The organism is Nostoc sp. NMS9, from assembly GCF_017114995.1.
Classification (GTDB): Bacteria; Cyanobacteriota; Cyanobacteriia; order Cyanobacteriales; family Nostocaceae; genus Nostoc.
Map to the genome: position 1 here is coordinate 1 of NZ_JABXKL010000064.1, position 17478 is coordinate 17478.

Genomic DNA, 17478 nt, shown 5'->3' on the forward strand with positions numbered 1-17478 from the left:
TCCGCGCTTCCTAAATATTCTCGAATGGCTGGTACTTTATTTTTTCGCAAGTCCCTTAACTCCCAGTTCGTCTGCTCTCGCCTTCACTCTAATAAATACCTGCTGGCGAGTCATCCTTTTACTTCCCTTATTACCATCCTTATAAGTTTTCAATACAAACTCTTGCCAGTCTTCATCAACTCGATGCTTCCCTTTATCCACCCGTTGATTTTGTACTAGCCCAGCTAAACCCTCCTGTTCCCATTTCTCTACTAGCCGTCGCACTGTACGCACTGACTTACCAAGCTTTTCTGCCGCTCTCGCCCCGAATTCGGAAAAATGGTCAAGTGAAGTAATTGCTGCTCGGTCAAAAGTACGTACTGGAAGACTCGAAAGGCTCAAAATGGCAGGTATTTTAAGAGAAAACCCAGGATTCGAGTACTTGTTCTCGTCTTGGAATGATGATCCGGCTTTGCAAATTGTGATTAAAAAACTATTGGCGAAGTTTCCGCAGTGGGGGATTGCGATTGTGGATGGGGTGTTAGTTGATTGGGAGGAGTAGCAACAAGTGAATAATTGTATATTTAGCTACAGTATTGCTTATTCGCTAAAGTAGGAAAAGTGGGTTTAGTAGGATCTTTTGTACTAACCCTTGATTATCCTGTTGATAAGCTGTAAATTGGTGCTTATTAGATAATAAATATCAAATTCTACAAGTCATCTCCAATTTGCTTTTTCCTAATTCGCAATTGCAGATGTAAACTATGAAGCAACTTAATTTAGAAAATATATTGTGGGCTGCTCAACAAAATAATTAAGTAGTTTTCTTAACTGTCTCAATTTATTTTCTTAACTGTCATTGCATATTTTTAAAACAAATCACAGCATTAATTTCGTGGAAACAGCAACGATGATATCTATTAATAAAGTACATTGTCAAACATTGTTTCTTAATTTTATCTGAATAACTTCGTTTTGAATGTGATTTTGTAAATTGGCGTTCGCATAACACGCAAATATAAATTTGTTTATCACGTCGATGCCCGTTCTTATGAATATGGGTGAGATGCACAATGAGGACAGTTCATCACTTAATTATGCAACGCCAGAATGAAATTATTCTTTTAAGAAGAAATCCATTATGACTCAGAATGTGCCATATCTTAAGCCGCAAACTTCAAAAGAAACTACCGACTTTGAAAGTGCAGACAGTGGTAAGATAGCAGAATCCATCGCCATTATCGGTATAGGCTGCCGTTTTCCAGGCAGTGCTAATAGCCCAGAAGCTTTCTGGAAACTGCTGGTTTCGGGCGTAGATGCTATTACCGAAGTGCCAGAGTCACGCTGGAATGTAAATAAATTTTACGACCCAGATATAACAAAACCAGGCAAAATACGAACCCGCTGGGGCGGCTTTGTAGATAAAATAGACTTTTTTGATGCTCAATTTTTCGGGATTTCTCCCCGCGAAGCCTCACGCATAGACCCACAGCAACGAGTGATGCTAGAGGTAGCCTGGGAAGCGCTGGAAGATGGGGGGCAGATGAGCGAACGCCTTGCTGACTCGAAGACAGGGGTGTTTATTGGAATATCAGGTAGCGATTACCAAAACATCCAAGGGAGCGATCGCGACTCCATTAACGCTTACACAAATTTGGGCGGTGTTAACTGTATCACAGCTAACCGCATTTCCTACGTATTTGACCTCAAAGGGCCAAGTATGACTGTTGACACAGCCTGCTCTTCATCGCTGGTTGCAGTTCATCTTGCGTGTCAAAGTATCTGGAATGGAGAGTCTGTGCTGGCAATAGCAGGAGGCGTGAATGCGATACTCAGACCAGAAGCAACCATAGGATTTTCTAAGGCATCAATGCTCTCTCCCGATGGGCGTTGCTTTACCTTTGATGCACGAGCCAATGGTTATGTCCGCGCTGAAGGAGCCGGTATTGTTGTCTTGAAGCCTTTATCTCAAGCGCAAGCAGATAGAGACCCGATTTATGCTGTCATTCTCAGCAGCGCAGTCAACCAGGATGGTCAAACCAATGGCATCACGGTTCCTAACGGACAGTCTCAAGAAGCAGCACTCCAGGAAGCCTGCCAGAAGGCAGGGATATCGCCACAGCAGATACAGTATATTGAGGCTCATGGCACTGGTACACCTGTAGGCGATCCGATAGAAGCGATCGCTCTGGGAAACGTACTAGGTAAAAATCGGACTCTGGGAGAGTACTGCACAGTTGGTTCAGTTAAAACCAACATTGGACATTTGGAAACAGCATCAGGAATTGCTGGACTCATCAAAGTCGCACTGGCTCTCAAGCACCGCCAGATTCCGCCAAATCTCCATTTTCAGACACCGAATCCCAAAATTCCTTTTGAGGAATTGGGGTTGCGGGTGCCTACTACTTTTGAGCCTTGGCCAAACTCAAAAGAAGCGCGACTAGCTGGTGTAAATTCCTTCGGATTTGGGGGAACGAATGCCCATGTGCTTTTGTCAGGATTAGCAACAGATGTAACGGATATAGGCGATTCAGAGCGCGGTTCTCTTCCCGTGCTATTGCCCCTATCGGCAAAGAGTCCGGAGGCACTTGTGGCTGTTGCGCGAGCAACCCATGAATTTTTTACCGCTCTTTCTGAGGGCGCTGATGTTTCATTGACAGACATCTGTCACACTGCCAGCAATCGCCGAGGTCATCACGACCATAGGTTGGCGCTGGTGGCTCATACTAAAGAAAATCTGGTAGAAAATCTGGAAGCATTTTTGGCGGGAGAAAACCGTCCAGGTCTGTCTTCTGGTCACCTAGTTCCAGACTTTCAACCCAAGCTGGCTTTCGTTTTTTCTGGCATGGGACCGCAATGGTGGGCGATGGGGCGTCAGGTGTTGGAGTCAGAACCCATATTCCGAGAAGTCATCGAACAGTGTGACGAGTTGCTGCGGCAATATGCTGATTGGTCATTGTTGTCAGAACTCTTAGCATCAGAAGAGACGAGCCGCATCAACTCTACCCAAATCGCTCAGTGTTCCATCTTTGCCGTGCAAATAGCTCTAGCCGCCTTGTGGCGTTCCTGGGGCATCACACCCCAAGCAATCGTAGGTCACAGTGTCGGCGAAGTTGCAGCCGCCCACGTTGCTGGAGCTTTGAGCTTGTCAGATGCTCTACAGGTCATCTTCCATCGCAGCCGCGTTCAAGCCTCGGCAGCGGGCTTTGGGAAAATGCTAGCCGTCGGGCTGTCTCAAGAGGAAGCCGAGCGCGTATTAGCAGGATTAAAATACGAAAGTTGCGTTTCTATTGCCGCCGTTAACAGTCCCAGTGCCGTCACCCTGGCTGGGGATAGCGCCGCCTTGTCAGAAATTGCCAAATCTTTGGAACAAAAACAAATTTTCTGTCGCTTCCTGCAAGTTGAGGTGCCTTATCACAGCCCCTTTATGGAGCCATTAAAGGCAGAACTGGCACAATCATTGCAAGAAATCAAGCCTCAAACAGCCACAATTCCCTTGTTCTCTACCGTTACGAGCAAGCAAGTAGAAGGTTCAGAGTTGGATGGCACCTACTGGGGGCTAAACATGAGGGAGCCAGTTCTTTTTGCAGCGGCGATCTCTTCCCTGATTCAAGCTGGTTATAACACCTTCCTCGAAATCAGCGCTCATCCAGTTCTCGCTAATTCAATCTCCGAATGTCTCGCTTTAGCTCAGATATCTGGAACAGTGCTTCAAACCCTACGGCGCTTTGAACCGGAACGCGCTACGATGCTCTCGTCATTTGGCAAGCTCTACACGGTAGGATACCCAATTGATTGGCATCATCTCTATCCACAGCAAGGGCGTTTCGTGCGTTTGCCTTCTTATCCCTGGCAGCGAGAGCGTTGTTGGCACGAGTCTGAAGAATCTATGGGAGTGCGAATTGGAACAATCCCCCAGCGCTCAATGTTGGGGCAACAAGTCCACCCCCTTTTAGGAAGCCGTCTGAAATCAAGTCAACCAATGTGGGATGCAGAGATTGACAAGCATCGCCTCAGTTATCTTGATGACCATCGCGTCCAAGGAGCCGTGGTTTATCCGGGAGCAGCTTATGTGGAAATGGCTTTGGCAGCAGGATCGGAAATTTTCAAAGATGGCGCTTATATTATAGAGGAAATTGAATTTCAAAAAGCTCTCTTCTTACCAGAAAGTAGTGCGTCAATACTTCAGTTAAGTCTGGAGCCAAGCCAAACATCCTTCGAGATTAACAGCAATGTCAAAGGTAGCCAATCAGAGTGGGTTCGACACGCAACAGGTAAGCTAACTCGCGTTCAAAATCACTTTGTATCTAAGCAGGTTGTACTAGATGAAATTAAGAGCCGTTGTCCCAACGAAATTTTTAAGAGCGATTTATATCGGCAATTCCAGGAAATAGGACTCGAATATGGTGCTTGTTTTCAAGGAATAGAGCAGCTTTGGAGCGGTGAAGGCGAAGCGCTGGCTAAAATTCAGGTCAGTAATGCTTTACAGACAGAAGTCGAGGAATACCAGTTACACCCGGCTATCCTTGATGCTTGTTTTCAGGTGTCCCTCGCCACTGTCTGTATTCAAGTAACTTACTTACCAGTACAGATAGACCAAGTAAGAGTTTACGGTCGTCCGGGGCTGCAAATGTGGAGCTATGCCCGTCTGAGCGAGCAAAGCGCTACCCGTCTCAAAGGTGATATGCAACTAATCGATGATGCGGGAAACGTACTGGTAGAAATTCTCGGATTTGTCTGCCAGTCCCTGGAGAGCAAGCAGGAAAGTTTAGAGAAAGCAGATTACCTCTACGAATACCAATGGGAGATGAAGGCACGTCCTACTCAAGAGTTAGTTCGCCTCACCCCTGATTATCTGCCCTTCCCAATGCAAATCGCTCAGAATCTCCAATCTGAAGCAGCTCAATTGAGCGTGCAATTAGGAAGGAAGCAGTACTACTCGCAGGTAAAGCCACAAATGGATGCTTTATGTGCTGTTTACATTCTCAAAGCTTTCGAGCAACTTGGGTGGAAGCCGAAATTGCATACTCGTATAAGCGCGGAAACTCTTGCCGAGCAATTAGGCGTACTGTCTGTGCATCTACGTCTTTTAAGGCGGTTGTTAGAAATCCTAGCTGAAGATGGCGTGCTGCACCAAGTAGATGACCAGTGGGAAGTCTGCCGCATACCAGAAATGAAGCAACCTATTGAGGTTTGGAAAGCACTTTTAGCAGAATTTCCTGCTTACCAAGCGGAACTGACGTTGTTAGGGCGGTGCGGTCAGAAGCTGGCTTCAGTAATGATTGGGGAGGTCGATCCGCTGCAATTGATTTTCCCTAAAGGTTCTGTGACAACATCTGAGCATCTGTACCAAGATTCACCTACTTATCGAATCTATAACCTGCTGGTTGAGAAAGCGATCGCTATGGCGCTGTTGCGTTTACCAGAAGGACGAACAGTGCGGATTTTAGAAATTGGTGCAGGTACAGGCTCAATGACATCCTACGTGCTGCCAAAGCTGATGCCACATCGTACGGAATATGTATTTACTGACATTTCTCGACAATTTACAATCTCTGCCGAACAAAAGTTTCGCGATTATCCCTTCGTTGAGTACCAAATTTTAGATATTGAGGCCGATGTCATAGCGCAAGGCTTCCAGCCCCATTTTTTTGACCTGATTTTAGCATCGGACGCACTGCACGCCACCAGTGACCTTCGTCAGACCTTGGAAAATGTTAAACAGCTTCTTGCATCTGGGGGTTTGCTGGTTTTGCTCGAACTAACAGCCGGTGACTATTGGCAGGATTTAGTATTTGGATTGCTCAAGGGCTGGTCATTTACTGATGTCCAACTACGGCGATCGCACCCTTGGCTTTGTGAGACTCAGTGGCGTTCTTTGCTAAAAGATGTCGGGTTTGCGGAAGTTGCTAGCATTGCAGATACACCACCAGAAACAGATAAGTCTCTCCAAACGGTTATTCTGGCTACTAGTCCTTTGCTTGAGCCAGAAGTTCAGCCCTCATCAGTGATTCCTCTAAAGCCTGAAAATTCAGGAACTTGGTTAATTTTTGCTGACAATTCTGGAGTCGGGCAACAGCTAGCAGAACAACTCAAACAACACCAACAAATCCCAATTCTGATAGAACCTGGAACTGTTTTCTGCCACCTTGATGCAGATAGCTTCCAAATTCGCCCGGAATACGCAGAAGATATGCAGCAACTCCTAGAAGCTGTTGATGCAAATCAGCCTGCCTGTCGTGGCGTAGTTTATCTGTGGAGTCTAGACACACCTCCAAGTGAGAAAATGACAGCAGCTACCCTAGAATCAACTTTAACAAACAGCTGTTTGGGCGGACTGCATTTGCTTGGGGCGTTGGCTAAAGTCAATTGGCAGCACTCTCCCCGTCTATTTTTGGTGACGAACTCTACCCAGACAGTAGGAGGTTTAAAATCCCTCTCGGTTGCCCAATCTCCTTTGTGGGGTTTGGGCCGAGTCATTAACAATGAACATCCCAATCTTCGCTGCACTCGCGTGGATTTGAGTCCTGCCATTGCCCCAGAGGAGATTCAGTCTCTCATAGAAGAGTTGCTGGCAGACGATAAAGAAGATGAAATCGCCTTGCGGGGTAAGCAGCGCTATGTAAATCGGTTAATACAGTTATCACCAGCAGATTTGATTCAAAAATCAAAATCTCTGGCACAAAATCGAGAACCCTTCCGTTTAGAAATCTCTGCACCAGGAGTGTTGGATAACTTGCAACTGCGGGCGATGGCGCTCTCAAAACCGGGGCTGGGAGAGGTGGAAATTCAGGTTTGCGCCACAGGTTTGAACTTCAAGGATGTTGCCAAGACAATAAATTTGTTAAATGATGCCAGTTTGGAAGGGACTTTCTCCGGGCGATCGCTTGGTATAGAATGTGCCGGAATAATTACCGCCATTGGCTCTGGCGTTGAAGGGTTTAAGATCGGTGATGAAGTTATTGCTTGTGCGTCTCACAGTTTTAGTACGCATACAACGACAGATGCCCGCGCTGTAGTGCATAAGCCGGCGCATCTTAGTTTTGAAGAAGCCGCCACAATCCCTGTGACTTTTCTGACTGCTTACTACGCCTTGCATTACTTGGGGCGGCTGCGTCAGGGTGAGCGGGTTCTCATCCATGCAGCAGCAGGTGGTGTGGGTCTTGCTGCCATCCAAATTGCTCAGACAGTGGGTGCAGAGATTTTCGCGACGGCAGGTAGTCCAGAAAAACGGGAATTTTTGCGATCGCTTGGCGTAGAACATGTAATGGATTCTCGCTCCACCGCATTTGCCTCGGAGGTGATGGAAATCACTGGCGGTAAAGGTGTAGATATTGTCCTCAACTCTTTGGCAGGAGAGGCTATCCCTAAGAGCCTCTCTGTGCTGGGAGCTTATGGACGTTTTATAGAAATCGGGAAGCGCGATATCGAGCAGAACAATAAGCTGGGTCTGCGACCTTTTCAAAATAATTTGTCCTTCTTTGCGGTAGATTTGGACAAGCTGTTAAGCGATCGCCCTGATTTTGCTGGCTCCTTATTCCGTGAAGTCATGGAATATTTTGAGGCAAAAACCTTTCACCCGCTTCCCCACAGAGTCTTCCCAATATCGAGGGTAGTAAGCGCCTTCCGCTACATGGCGCAAGCCAAGCACATCGGCAAGATTGTCATATCGTTGCAAGAGCCAGATGTAAAGGTAGTTCCCTCATCTCAAGAAACAGTCACTTTTCACCCTGACGCAACTTACTTAATTACTGGTGGACTAGGTGGGTTTGGTTTAGCAGTGGCTCAGTGGTTGGTGAAAGGGGGGGCGCGGCACTTAGTACTGATGGGTCGTAGTGGTGCTGACTCGTTAGCAGCAAAGGAAGCGGTAAAAACATTGGAGTCAGCAGATGTTCGTGTGGTAGTCGCTAAAGCAGACGTGTCACACGAGGAAGAAGTGAAGAGTGTTCTGGCTGACATTAGCCAGTCTATGCCGCCGTTGCGAGGCATTATTCATGCAGCAATGGTTCTGGACGATGCTCTCCTGCTCGACCTCAACCAGGAACGCTTAGCAAAAGCGATCGCACCCAAGGTCATTGGAGCTTGGAACTTACACACCCACACCTTGAACGCACCGTTAGATTTCTTCGTGTCATTTTCCTCCTTTAGTTCCATTATTGGAAATGCAGGACAGGGGAATTATGTAGCCGCTAATACTTTTCTTGATACGCTGGCACATCACCGCCGCGCTCTAGGACTGCCAGCTTTAACTGTCAACTGGGGTGCGATTGCTGATGTTGGTTATGTCGCTGATAACACTGTAATAGGTCAGTATTTAGACCAGATTGGCATGAAAGGTTTGCGATCGCACGAAGCACTACAGATATTAGGACAATTACTCCGTGTTGAGGCAGTGCAGACAGGGGTAGCACCTTTTAACTGGCAGCGGTTGAGCGAGATTTACCCAGCTGGCGCATCATCGCGATTTTCTCAGCTAGTCAACGAAGCAGCTGTTCTAGCAAAGGCGGACGGGCGCAATAGCAAAGGAGATTTGCTACTAGGCGACCTGATGACAGCCCAACCAACAGAGCGCTTGCAAATTTTGGAATCTCATCTGCGAGAACTCGTAGCTCGGGTATTGGGAACTTCTCCTGCCAAATTGGATAGTCAAAAATCGCTGACCAATCTGGGACTTGACTCCTTAATGGGAGTAGAACTGAGTAACCGAATAGAGAGCGTTTTGGGTGTGAGTGTACCCACAATGAAACTCATGCAGGGCCCAAGTATTTCGCAACTAGCAGTAGAGCTAGTTGAGCAACTAATGGGAACTTCCCAGACACAATTACCTTCTTCAGTGACGGCAGATCCAAGCGATTGGCTTGTTTTCCCCAAACCAAATCCGGATGCCTGCTTACGTCTGTTCTGCTTCCCATATCTTGGAGGCAGTTCCTCAGAATTTCTTCCTTGGTCATATGGCTTACCGTCAAGTGTAGAAGTTTGTGCCGTTAAGCTTCCCGGAGGTAAAGACTTTTTGGGCGAACAGTCATTCGACGAGCTAACCTCTATTGTAAAAATCTTGGCACAAGTTCTGGTTCCTTATCTAGACAAACCATTCGCTTTCTATGGTCACAGTCTAGGGGCATTGGTAAGCTTTGAACTCGCCCGTCAGTTGCGCCGCGAAAATAGTAAAACTCCTGCTCACTTGTTCGTTGGTGCTTCACAAGCTCCTCAGATACCCTATTTACATCCTTCTGTTGAGAAGCTCCCTGAATTTGAGTCAGTCAAAGGAGTATCTATCAACGATTTACCCCAATTGTATCGAGACAATACAGAACTGGTGGGATTGTTACCACTGATTTTAAAGGAAGTAACTTTGTTGGCTGAAAGATACAGCTACACAGAGGAAGAGCCACTAAATTGTTCTATTTCTGTCTTTGGAGGGATTCAAGACAAGGTGATAACTGAAGATTTACTTTCGGCTTGGCGTGAACAAACTCGCAGCAACTTTAAGCTGCAAATGTTAAGCGGCAATCATTTATTCTTGCACAGCGATCAACAGCTGCTTTTGCAAGCAATATCTGAGGAGCTATCATCGCTTCTTTGTTTGTCAATTAGTTGACACAAGACTCTTTCTAAAAAGAGTTATAGGAGAACAGTACACTAGTACAAAAAGGCAGACAGCAAAAGAAATATTGGTTTTAAAATCAGCTTTTTACCTTTTTTAAACTTTCCAACTAATGGAAAATTTCTGCCCAACTGCACTAGTTTTTTCCCTTACATCTTTGGAATAAAAGATTACCTTGTAAAAACCACAAATATACACATGACAACCATTACTATTCCATTCCAACTAAATTTTGAAGAGATTGGCGAGCATTTGTTAAACAAAGATGTTGTCAGTCAAATCAACTCAATATTTGCAGAGTATGGAGCTGTTTTACTGCGGGGTTTTCCGTTGAAAACTGCTGAAGATTGTGCAGATGTCGCAGCACAGTTTATCACTACCCCAATAGATTACATGGGTGGCACTATAGCTCGCCAGCCAGTGAAAGGCTTAGTATACAATTCAAGTGAATTCCCTCCAGCAATCACCTTTCCTATTCACAATGAAATGGGATATACTGATAATCCTCCCGAACGAATACTTTTTTTCTGTTTAGAAAAAGCAGAGGTAGGGGGACAGACACCAATCTGCGACTGTCGGCGTGTTTTGCAACGACTACCAAATCAACTTGTGGATGCCATACGTACTCACGGCGTTCGCTATATCCGAAACTTACCGAAAGAAAGTGCAAGTTACTTAAAAGGTTGGAGTCAAGCTTTTAAAACTGAAAATACCTGTATTGCCGAAGAAAGGTGCAAGGCAATGGGTTTTAACTGTACTTGGGAAGGCGATATGATGGTGATTACTAACACTGTAGAAGGTATTCGTCGCCATCCATACACAGGGGAAGAACTTTGGGTTAATCAAATTACTAGCTATCACTCCTCAAGAAATGAACACTCACTGCGGATTACACCCCAGGAATATCTTGGTGATTTAGTAGCATCTGTCAATTCAGATAAAATGGACGCATCTCCAATCCTTAGGTTTATAGCGAGAGCTTCTAGCCCATTACTACTAAAATTAGGGAGCAAGATGCTTCCAGTACTTTTATTTTTCCAAAAGTGGTATGCTCCCAATAATATTAATTGGAAGTGTACCCTTGGCAATGGTACTCCTTTTACACGCAAGGATATTGAAGCAATATGGGATGCTGTCATCGCTGAAACTATTGTCTTCAACTGGCAGCAAGGAGATGTTTTGCTTCTTGATAACTTCCGATTCGGACATGGACGCAAGCCGTTTCGAGGTAAGCGGCGAATTCTTGTAAGTTTAGGTTCTTAAGTCATGGGGTAATAGTTAGTATTAGCAGTAAGTTTCTTGATAACTTACGATTTGGACATGGACGCAGGCCGTTTCGAGGTAAGCGGCAACTTCTTGTAAGTTTAGGTTCTTAAGTCATGGGGTAATGGGTAATGTTCAGAGTAATGGGTTGTGTTGAAAAAAACTAGGACTAGTTGGTGGTATTTTGAGGATTAATGCTTATAGAGACATTTATAAGCCCGGTTGCACCCGCATTAGCGTAGTAAGATTGGGACAAAAATATGGCAGCAGACACAGAAAGCCGATTACTTGAAAAATCTTCAGGTCGATGGCGAATAATTTCGGCAGCTTTCATCGCATTAGCCATAGGACTCTCATCTGTCTACGTTCTTTCACAATATCGGTCTAATATTCAGACTCACCCATTAAAATCCCATAAGGCAGCTCCTGTCATAGTTGCGATTACTGCCCTGGGACATCTAGAGCCTCAAGGCGAGGTGACTCAATTATCTGCCCCCAGTTCACTCTCAGGTAACCGAGTAGAAAAACTGCTGGTCAAAGAAGGAAGCAGAGTTCGGGCAGGGCAAATAGTGGCATTCCTCCAAGATTATGCTAAAGCGACAGCGGCACTGCAACAGGCACAAGACAAAGTTAAAGTTGCTAGAGCTAAATTAGCGCAGGTTAAAGCCGGAGCAAAATCGGCAGACATTGAGGCTCAAAAAGCAGTAGTGACCCGTTTAGAAACTCAATTAAAAGGAGAAGTTACCACTCAACAAGCAACAATTGCCCGCTTACAAGCTCAATTCAACAACGCTCAAACCGAGAATAATCGTTATCAGCAGTTATATACAGAAGGTGCTATTTCAGCTTCTATTGCAGATAGCAAGCATTTAGAACTTCAGACAGTGCAACAACAATTCACAGAAGCTAAAGAAAACCTAAACAAGAGTATGAATACTCTTAACAACCAGATAAAAGAGGCAAAAGCCAGGTTGGTAAGTCTTAGCGAAGTGCGTGATGTAGATGTTCAGGTGGCACAAGCCGAACTCGAAAGTGCAATGACTGCAATTACACAAGCAAAAGTAGAACGAGATTTATCTTATGTTAAATCTCCTATAAATGGAACAATTTTGAAAGTTCATACCAAAACAGGAGAAACGATTGGCAATTCAGGAATTGTTGATATAGGTGAAACGTCTCACATGTATGTCGTGGCGGAAGTTTATCAAACTGATATCAAAAAAGTGCGTGTAGGTCAAAAAGCCAGCATCACCAGTACTACATTTACTGGAAAATTACGGGGAGTAGTGAGCGAGATTGGTTTACAAGTTAGCAAACAGAGTGTTTTAAGTCTTAATCCAGGGGTAGACACAGACCGGAGAGTAATTGAGGTGAAAATCCGCATAGATAATCCAGAGGACAATCAACAGGTTGCAAGTTTAACCAACTTACAAGTAGATGTAGCCATTCAAATATAATTGCCATCTTCAGGTTAGTTAAAATAATTACAACCGGGAATTATGAATTTTAAAATTCCTTTAGCTTGGCTACAACTAGCCCAAAACAAAGTTCGTTTTTTAGCAGCTGTGGCTGGGATTACTTTTATTGTAATTTTGATGTTTACACAACTTGGTTTCCAAGATGCTCTTTATTCAAGTGCTATCAGGGTACATCATAGTCTCCAAGGAGATTTATTTTTAGTTAGTTCTCAATATAAATCTTTAACTTCCAATCAAAGCTTTTCTCGTACTCGTTTATATCAAGCTTTAGGATTTAATGGTGTTAAGTCAATCAGTCCGATGTATTTGGGCTTTGCTAAATTCAAGAATCCAGTAAACGGGGAAAAATACTCCATATATCTGATTGGTGTTGAACCAGGGAGAATAGCTCTTAATTTACCAGAAATGGAGAGTAATTTAGATAAAATTAAAATTCCTGACATGGTTCTTTTTGACCAAAAATCTCGATCGGAGTTCGGGCCAGTTGCTGAAAAATTTAAATCAGAAAATACTGAGCAAATAGTCGAAATATTTGCTTTTAACGCAGTTAAAGGTTATCAAGTTAAAATCGGTGGTTTATTCAGCTTGGGGCCTTCTTTTGGAGTAGATGGTAATTTAATTGTCAGTGACTCAACTTTCCTGAGAATATTTCAAAATAACCGAACTTCAGAAATGATAGATGTAGGTGTGATAATTCTTGATTCTGGTGTCGAGCCACAAAAAGTTTTGACCAATCTACAAAACAATTTAAGTAATGATGTCTTAATATTTACCAAACAAGAGTTTCAAGACTTTGAGAAAAAGTATTGGGCTACAAGAACACCTATTGGTTTTATATTTAACCTTATGCTCGTAATGTGTTTTATTATTGGTATAGTCATTGTCTATCAAATTCTTTATAGTAATATTTCAACTCAAATAACAGCCTATGCTACTTTAAAAGCTATTGGATATACTAATAAATATTTACTAAATGTAGTATTTAAACAGGCTTTAATATTAGCAGTATTGGGTTATATTCCAGGCTTTATTATTTCTTCATGTATCTACAGCTTCACAGCAAAAACTACCAATTTACCAATGAGAATGAACTTAAATAATATATTAATTATTTTAATTTCAACAATTTTAATGTCTACAGTTTCCGGACTGTTAGCTATGAATAAACTACGCTCGGCAGATCCAGCAGATATTTTTTAGTTAAGGAAAATTTAGTTCTCTATCTTTCTCAATGTAGAAGTTCTTATCTTCTTGTCTTGAAACTAAAAATATTGAGTTCCGCAGTTGGGTTCAGAAGTGGAAGCAACAGTTATCGCAGCAGCTTGTGGTGTAGGTATGGTTAGCAAAGAATTGAGCTTCTACCGAATTACGACTGATGCGAGACAACCACTATTACCAAGATGGTGGACACCTCGGCTTTGAGGATTACTGCGAGAGCGAGTTGACCAAACATGGAGGATATCGCAGGGTCAGAGATTTGCTGTCTGCGAAGAAAGTAGTTGATACTCTGCCAGAGGAACTAAGGGGGAAAATCACTAAACCATCCCAGACACGATCCTTACTCCGGCTGGTCAAAACTCCCGACAAGTTACATGAAGCTGTTGCGATCGCAGCCCAAGAAAAGTCCTTTCCTACTGCCGCAGACTTCGCCAAAGCAGCAAACTGCATAATTTATCTAATTTTGCTGCGTTAGCGTTCGCGAAGCTTCTCCAAAGGAGGCTCACTTTCGTTTTATCTACTCATAGTTTGTAAACTGTAGTAGCCCAAAATTCTACTGTTTGTTTACTGCTGTAGCTATTATATGAGTGATAAGGTTCAAAAAGAAACGAAAATGTATATTTATGTTGTAGATGTTATATTCGTTGCTTGGAATAACGAGAGAGGTCAACTTCTAAAGCGATTGCGCGGTAAAAAATCGCGGCAGAAACTAGCTGATGAAATTGCCGCCACAGGAGGGGAATGCTCTCATCAGAACATCAAAAAACTAGAGTACGGTGAGTCTGAAAGTGTTTCTATTAAAGTGTTAGAGGCTATTTGTGCAGCATTGGATATTTCTCTAAGCGACTTCCTTAGCACTCTTGAAGTGACTAATTAAAGTTTTAGATATTTTATTGTTCTTTAGCTACTAAAGTAACTAATATATTGATGAAAGCAAAAAGGCGATCGCCCTCCGTCCAAAGATTGCGATCGCCTTTTGTTCAACCCCGTTAATGAGGTCACTCATGATGATTGTACAAGATGACTTTAGCAACTCAGCCTCGGCTGAATCAGAGTTTGAGGAATATATTGACCACTTGGCCGACCCAGTAGCACCAGAAATTGAAATTGACTCAGTAGCAGATGACTTGGGTGTGTAGAGGGATAACAATTTCTGCCACTCAAACAGTTAATTTCTCGTGGCTTACAAAATAAAACGGTTGAACAATTTAAGTGCCTTTCCTTATAAAGGTTTGAGATACTTAAAATTAAGTTGAAAAGTTCTGTTGCGGCAAAAATTTATGCGATCGCATAAATTTTTGATATTTGGTAATCAAGCTGACTCTAAGTAGTGAGACATAAAAAATTATATGATCAGAGCGGACAGTAATAGATGCGAGAAAATGCCTTCGCCATTAAGAATTCGGTTGACTCCAGAAGAAGACAAAACGTTGCAGGAGTTAAGCCTTGCAGATAATGTACCTGGAAGAGTCATTTAGGAGAGCGATCGGATTAGGGCTGAATGGAGATGGGTTAACAGTTCCTGAGATTGCTTGTCATCTCAAGATTTATGAGCATACAGTTCGAGCGACATTACGTCGATGGGAAAAAATAGGATTAGGTGGATTATGGGAAGCGCCTGGACGTGGAGGAAAACGCAAATGGAGTTTAGAGGATATTCACGCGATTGAACAATGGTTAGGTGAAGAGGGCAGCTATACAAGCCGTCAACTAGAAGAACCTTTGGCTGTTGAGCGTGGAATCTCGCTCAGTAGTAAACAAGTTAGCCGAATTCTTAAAAAAAAAGACTATGCATGGAAACGCTTAAGGCATAAGCCACCTATTCCAAAATCAAGATCATTCACAGATGCTAAACGTGCCGATTGGTTAATGTTATGTCAGTTAGCTAACGATGGATTAATTTGCCTCAAGTATCTTGATGAATCTGGGTTTGAACGTACAAGTTCGCTCAATTATACTTATTCCAAACGTGGGCAGCAAAAATCAATATATCAAGCTCGTAGAAGAGGCAGAAGGATTAGTGTTCTCGGCTTTTGGGAACCGCAGCACAGTTTTGAGTATGGGGCTGTAGTCGGTGGTTTCAATAGTGAACGTTATTTGCAACTGCTCGAATCGCAAGCAAATTTGGCTCAACAGCGTCTTGAACAAATCGGTAAAATAACTGTCATTATTCAAGACGGAGCATCGTTTCATCGCAGCAAAAAAGTTCAGCAATACTGGCAACGCTGGCAACAACAAGGTTTGTACATTTTTTTCCTGCCACCTTATTCGCCGCAAATGAACCGTATTGAAGATGAGTGGCTGCACCTCAAACGTGACGAACTTTGTTCACAAATTTTTGAAGATGAATATGAACTTGCCCTCGCTCTGATTCATCCTATTCAAAATCGGGCTGACAAAAGTAATTACTCCGTTGAGCGTTTTATATTTAATCATGTCTAACTACTTAATTACTCCGTTGAGCGTTTTATATTTAATCATGTCTAACTACTTATTCTGTAAAATGAAGCGATGTACTATCCTTTTCTCTGCCACTTTTTGCCCCTAACTTGATGACTGCACCATCATAAGGCGTTAGCGAAACAGCCATATTCATCCCTAATTAGCCAAGATAGGGCGACGAAATCACTTACTTCCCAAAATAATTCAATAGTATCAGCAGTCAGAACCCATGATATATGTCCTCCCCGTTGACGAGATGAGGGATACTGCTTTTCTAATCGCTTTAACGTCATGTAAAGTCCGGTCATTCCGGCGCGGTGCATTATTGTCGTATCCGCAGCATGGAGAGATAGGGAAATTTTGGGTTGGGTAGCAACCATGATCAGGTTTCCTCTTCTCCTTTGCTGCGAGTCGCTGGGACAAATATTCCACACATCATCTTTCCTTTCCCACCAATTCCCTGTTCTTGCAAGGTTAAGGAATCTTCAGGATTGAGTTCACTAATTTTTACGCCAAATCCTCTAACTTTAAACTGTTTCCCTTCTTTTCTGTCGTCGGGACAAATTGATGTCGTTTAACTGCCAGTGACAAATTAATGTCATTTATTTACAGAGACTATAGCGATAATATCAACGTAGCGCTCTGTTTCAACCCTCCCTAATAAAAATTATGATAACCCAGCCAGTAGCTGGAGGGTTATTGCGACCTGGGGATTGAAAACTTCAGCATCGCGGAGGACACCTTTCAACCCACCCAGTAGCTGGAGGGTTTTTGTGACAGTTACCAGACTAACAATCCTCCCTAACCGGACTCTTTCAACCCACCCACTAGCTGGAGGGTTATTGCGACTTGCCCTCCACAAGAAGGGATGTCTACGACGGGCTACGCCTACACAGCCATCCTTGATTCGGCTTTGCCTGAGTAGCTTTACGATTATTTAAATTTACATTTAATTCCTAAAGACCGAGAGTTATGGAAGCTAGAAAACTATGAACAGTTTATTGCAGCTAGAAAAAAACTGATTTTAGAAAAATTTGGCTTTATGATTCAAACCAAGGTTACTGATAGTTTTGCCTGCGGTACGGAGTCTGCTATTTGCTGCCTCATCTTCATCTAATGCCAGTTGCTCTGTCTCCAAACCTTGAGCGTGAGCTTCTCCACTTGCTCTCTGCGGTGTTAATGATAAATCTTTAACCGGACACTATATGCAGATTAATGATGCTGATCTATCCAAACCTAGTTGAGTTAGCCCGCAAATACACTTATGGAGCTAGATTAAAATTAGATAATTATATAACCGAAATATTACTGTGATTTTTGAAAGTTTTTATATATGTAAATGGTTGATTTCAGAGGATATACGGTAACAATAACCAAAGCGATCGCGGTACTTTAATTTTAAGAAATCTTATATTATCAGATTAAAAAACTCAGAAAAGATGACGAACACAGAATGTAGAAGCTCAAGCTACTACTCGATTCTAGCCTAAAACT

12 protein-coding genes and 1 pseudogene are annotated in these 17478 nt (G+C 43.3%); 9 read left to right on the top strand and 4 right to left on the bottom strand.

Annotated features, from left to right (window positions below):
• Positions 1 to 36: 36 nt before the first annotated feature.
• Entirely contained in the window at positions 37 to 381 is a 345-nt protein-coding gene (locus HWQ40_RS19065) for a helix-turn-helix domain-containing protein (RefSeq protein ID WP_292780414.1), read from the bottom strand.
• Position 382: 1 nt separating this feature from the next.
• Between HWQ40_RS19065 and HWQ40_RS19070 the strand changes: the two genes are divergently transcribed.
• The gene (locus HWQ40_RS19070) at positions 383 to 541 is read left to right on the top strand and encodes a hypothetical protein (RefSeq protein WP_292780416.1); all 159 of its coding nucleotides are present in this window, start codon (positions 383 to 385) and stop codon (positions 539 to 541) included.
• A gap of 366 nt (positions 542 to 907) precedes the next feature.
• On the opposite strand, the pseudogene HWQ40_RS19075 reads toward HWQ40_RS19070, so the two are convergent.
• Positions 908 to 1067, bottom strand: a pseudogene (locus HWQ40_RS19075) (IS1 family transposase); the annotation flags it as partial.
• A gap of 53 nt (positions 1068 to 1120) precedes the next feature.
• On the opposite strand from HWQ40_RS19075, the gene HWQ40_RS19080 reads away from it, so the two are divergent.
• The 8 genes from HWQ40_RS19080 to HWQ40_RS19115 all read left to right on the top strand — a co-directional run bounded on the left by HWQ40_RS19080 (position 1121) and on the right by HWQ40_RS19115 (position 15984).
• Positions 1121 to 9577 carry a type I polyketide synthase gene (locus HWQ40_RS19080; protein ID WP_292780418.1) on the top strand — a complete coding sequence of 2819 codons (8457 nt, stop codon included), beginning with the start codon at positions 1121 to 1123 and terminating at the stop codon, positions 9575 to 9577.
• Positions 9578 to 9781: 204 nt separating this feature from the next.
• Positions 9782 to 10846, top strand: coding sequence for a TauD/TfdA family dioxygenase (locus HWQ40_RS19085; RefSeq protein ID WP_292780421.1), 1065 nt, complete (start codon positions 9782 to 9784; stop codon positions 10844 to 10846).
• Between the two features lie 260 nt (positions 10847 to 11106).
• A complete protein-coding gene (locus HWQ40_RS19090; RefSeq protein WP_292780424.1) occupies positions 11107 to 12303 on the top strand; it encodes an ABC exporter membrane fusion protein in 1197 nt (398 codons plus the stop codon).
• Positions 12304 to 12345: 42 nt separating this feature from the next.
• Positions 12346 to 13524 (top strand): ABC transporter permease DevC, encoded by a 1179-nt coding sequence (gene devC, locus HWQ40_RS19095; protein ID WP_292780427.1) that lies wholly within the window; start codon positions 12346 to 12348, stop codon positions 13522 to 13524.
• Positions 13525 to 13699: 175 nt separating this feature from the next.
• Positions 13700 to 14017: a hypothetical protein gene (locus tag HWQ40_RS19100; RefSeq protein ID WP_292780428.1), complete on the top strand. Its 318-nt coding sequence runs from the start codon at positions 13700 to 13702 to the stop codon at positions 14015 to 14017.
• A gap of 108 nt (positions 14018 to 14125) precedes the next feature.
• Complete coding sequence (locus tag HWQ40_RS19105) at positions 14126 to 14419, top strand: helix-turn-helix transcriptional regulator (protein ID WP_292780430.1); 294 nt, start codon at positions 14126 to 14128, stop codon at positions 14417 to 14419.
• 127 nt (positions 14420 to 14546) lie between these two features.
• Positions 14547 to 14681 (top strand): hypothetical protein, encoded by a 135-nt coding sequence (locus tag HWQ40_RS19110; RefSeq protein WP_292780433.1) that lies wholly within the window; start codon positions 14547 to 14549, stop codon positions 14679 to 14681.
• Between the two features lie 316 nt (positions 14682 to 14997).
• The gene (locus HWQ40_RS19115; protein WP_292780495.1) at positions 14998 to 15984 is read left to right on the top strand and encodes an IS630 family transposase; all 987 of its coding nucleotides are present in this window, start codon (positions 14998 to 15000) and stop codon (positions 15982 to 15984) included.
• 122 nt (positions 15985 to 16106) lie between these two features.
• On the opposite strand, the gene HWQ40_RS19120 is transcribed toward HWQ40_RS19115, so the two are convergent.
• On the bottom strand, positions 16107 to 16364 hold the full coding sequence (locus HWQ40_RS19120; RefSeq protein ID WP_292780436.1) for a hypothetical protein: 258 nt from the start codon (positions 16362 to 16364) through the stop codon (positions 16107 to 16109).
• Positions 16365 to 16366: 2 nt separating this feature from the next.
• Positions 16367 to 16549, bottom strand: a complete 183-nt coding sequence (locus HWQ40_RS19125; protein WP_292780497.1) for a type I-MYXAN CRISPR-associated protein Cas6/Cmx6 — start codon at positions 16547 to 16549, stop codon at positions 16367 to 16369.
• Positions 16550 to 17478 lie beyond the last annotated feature (929 nt).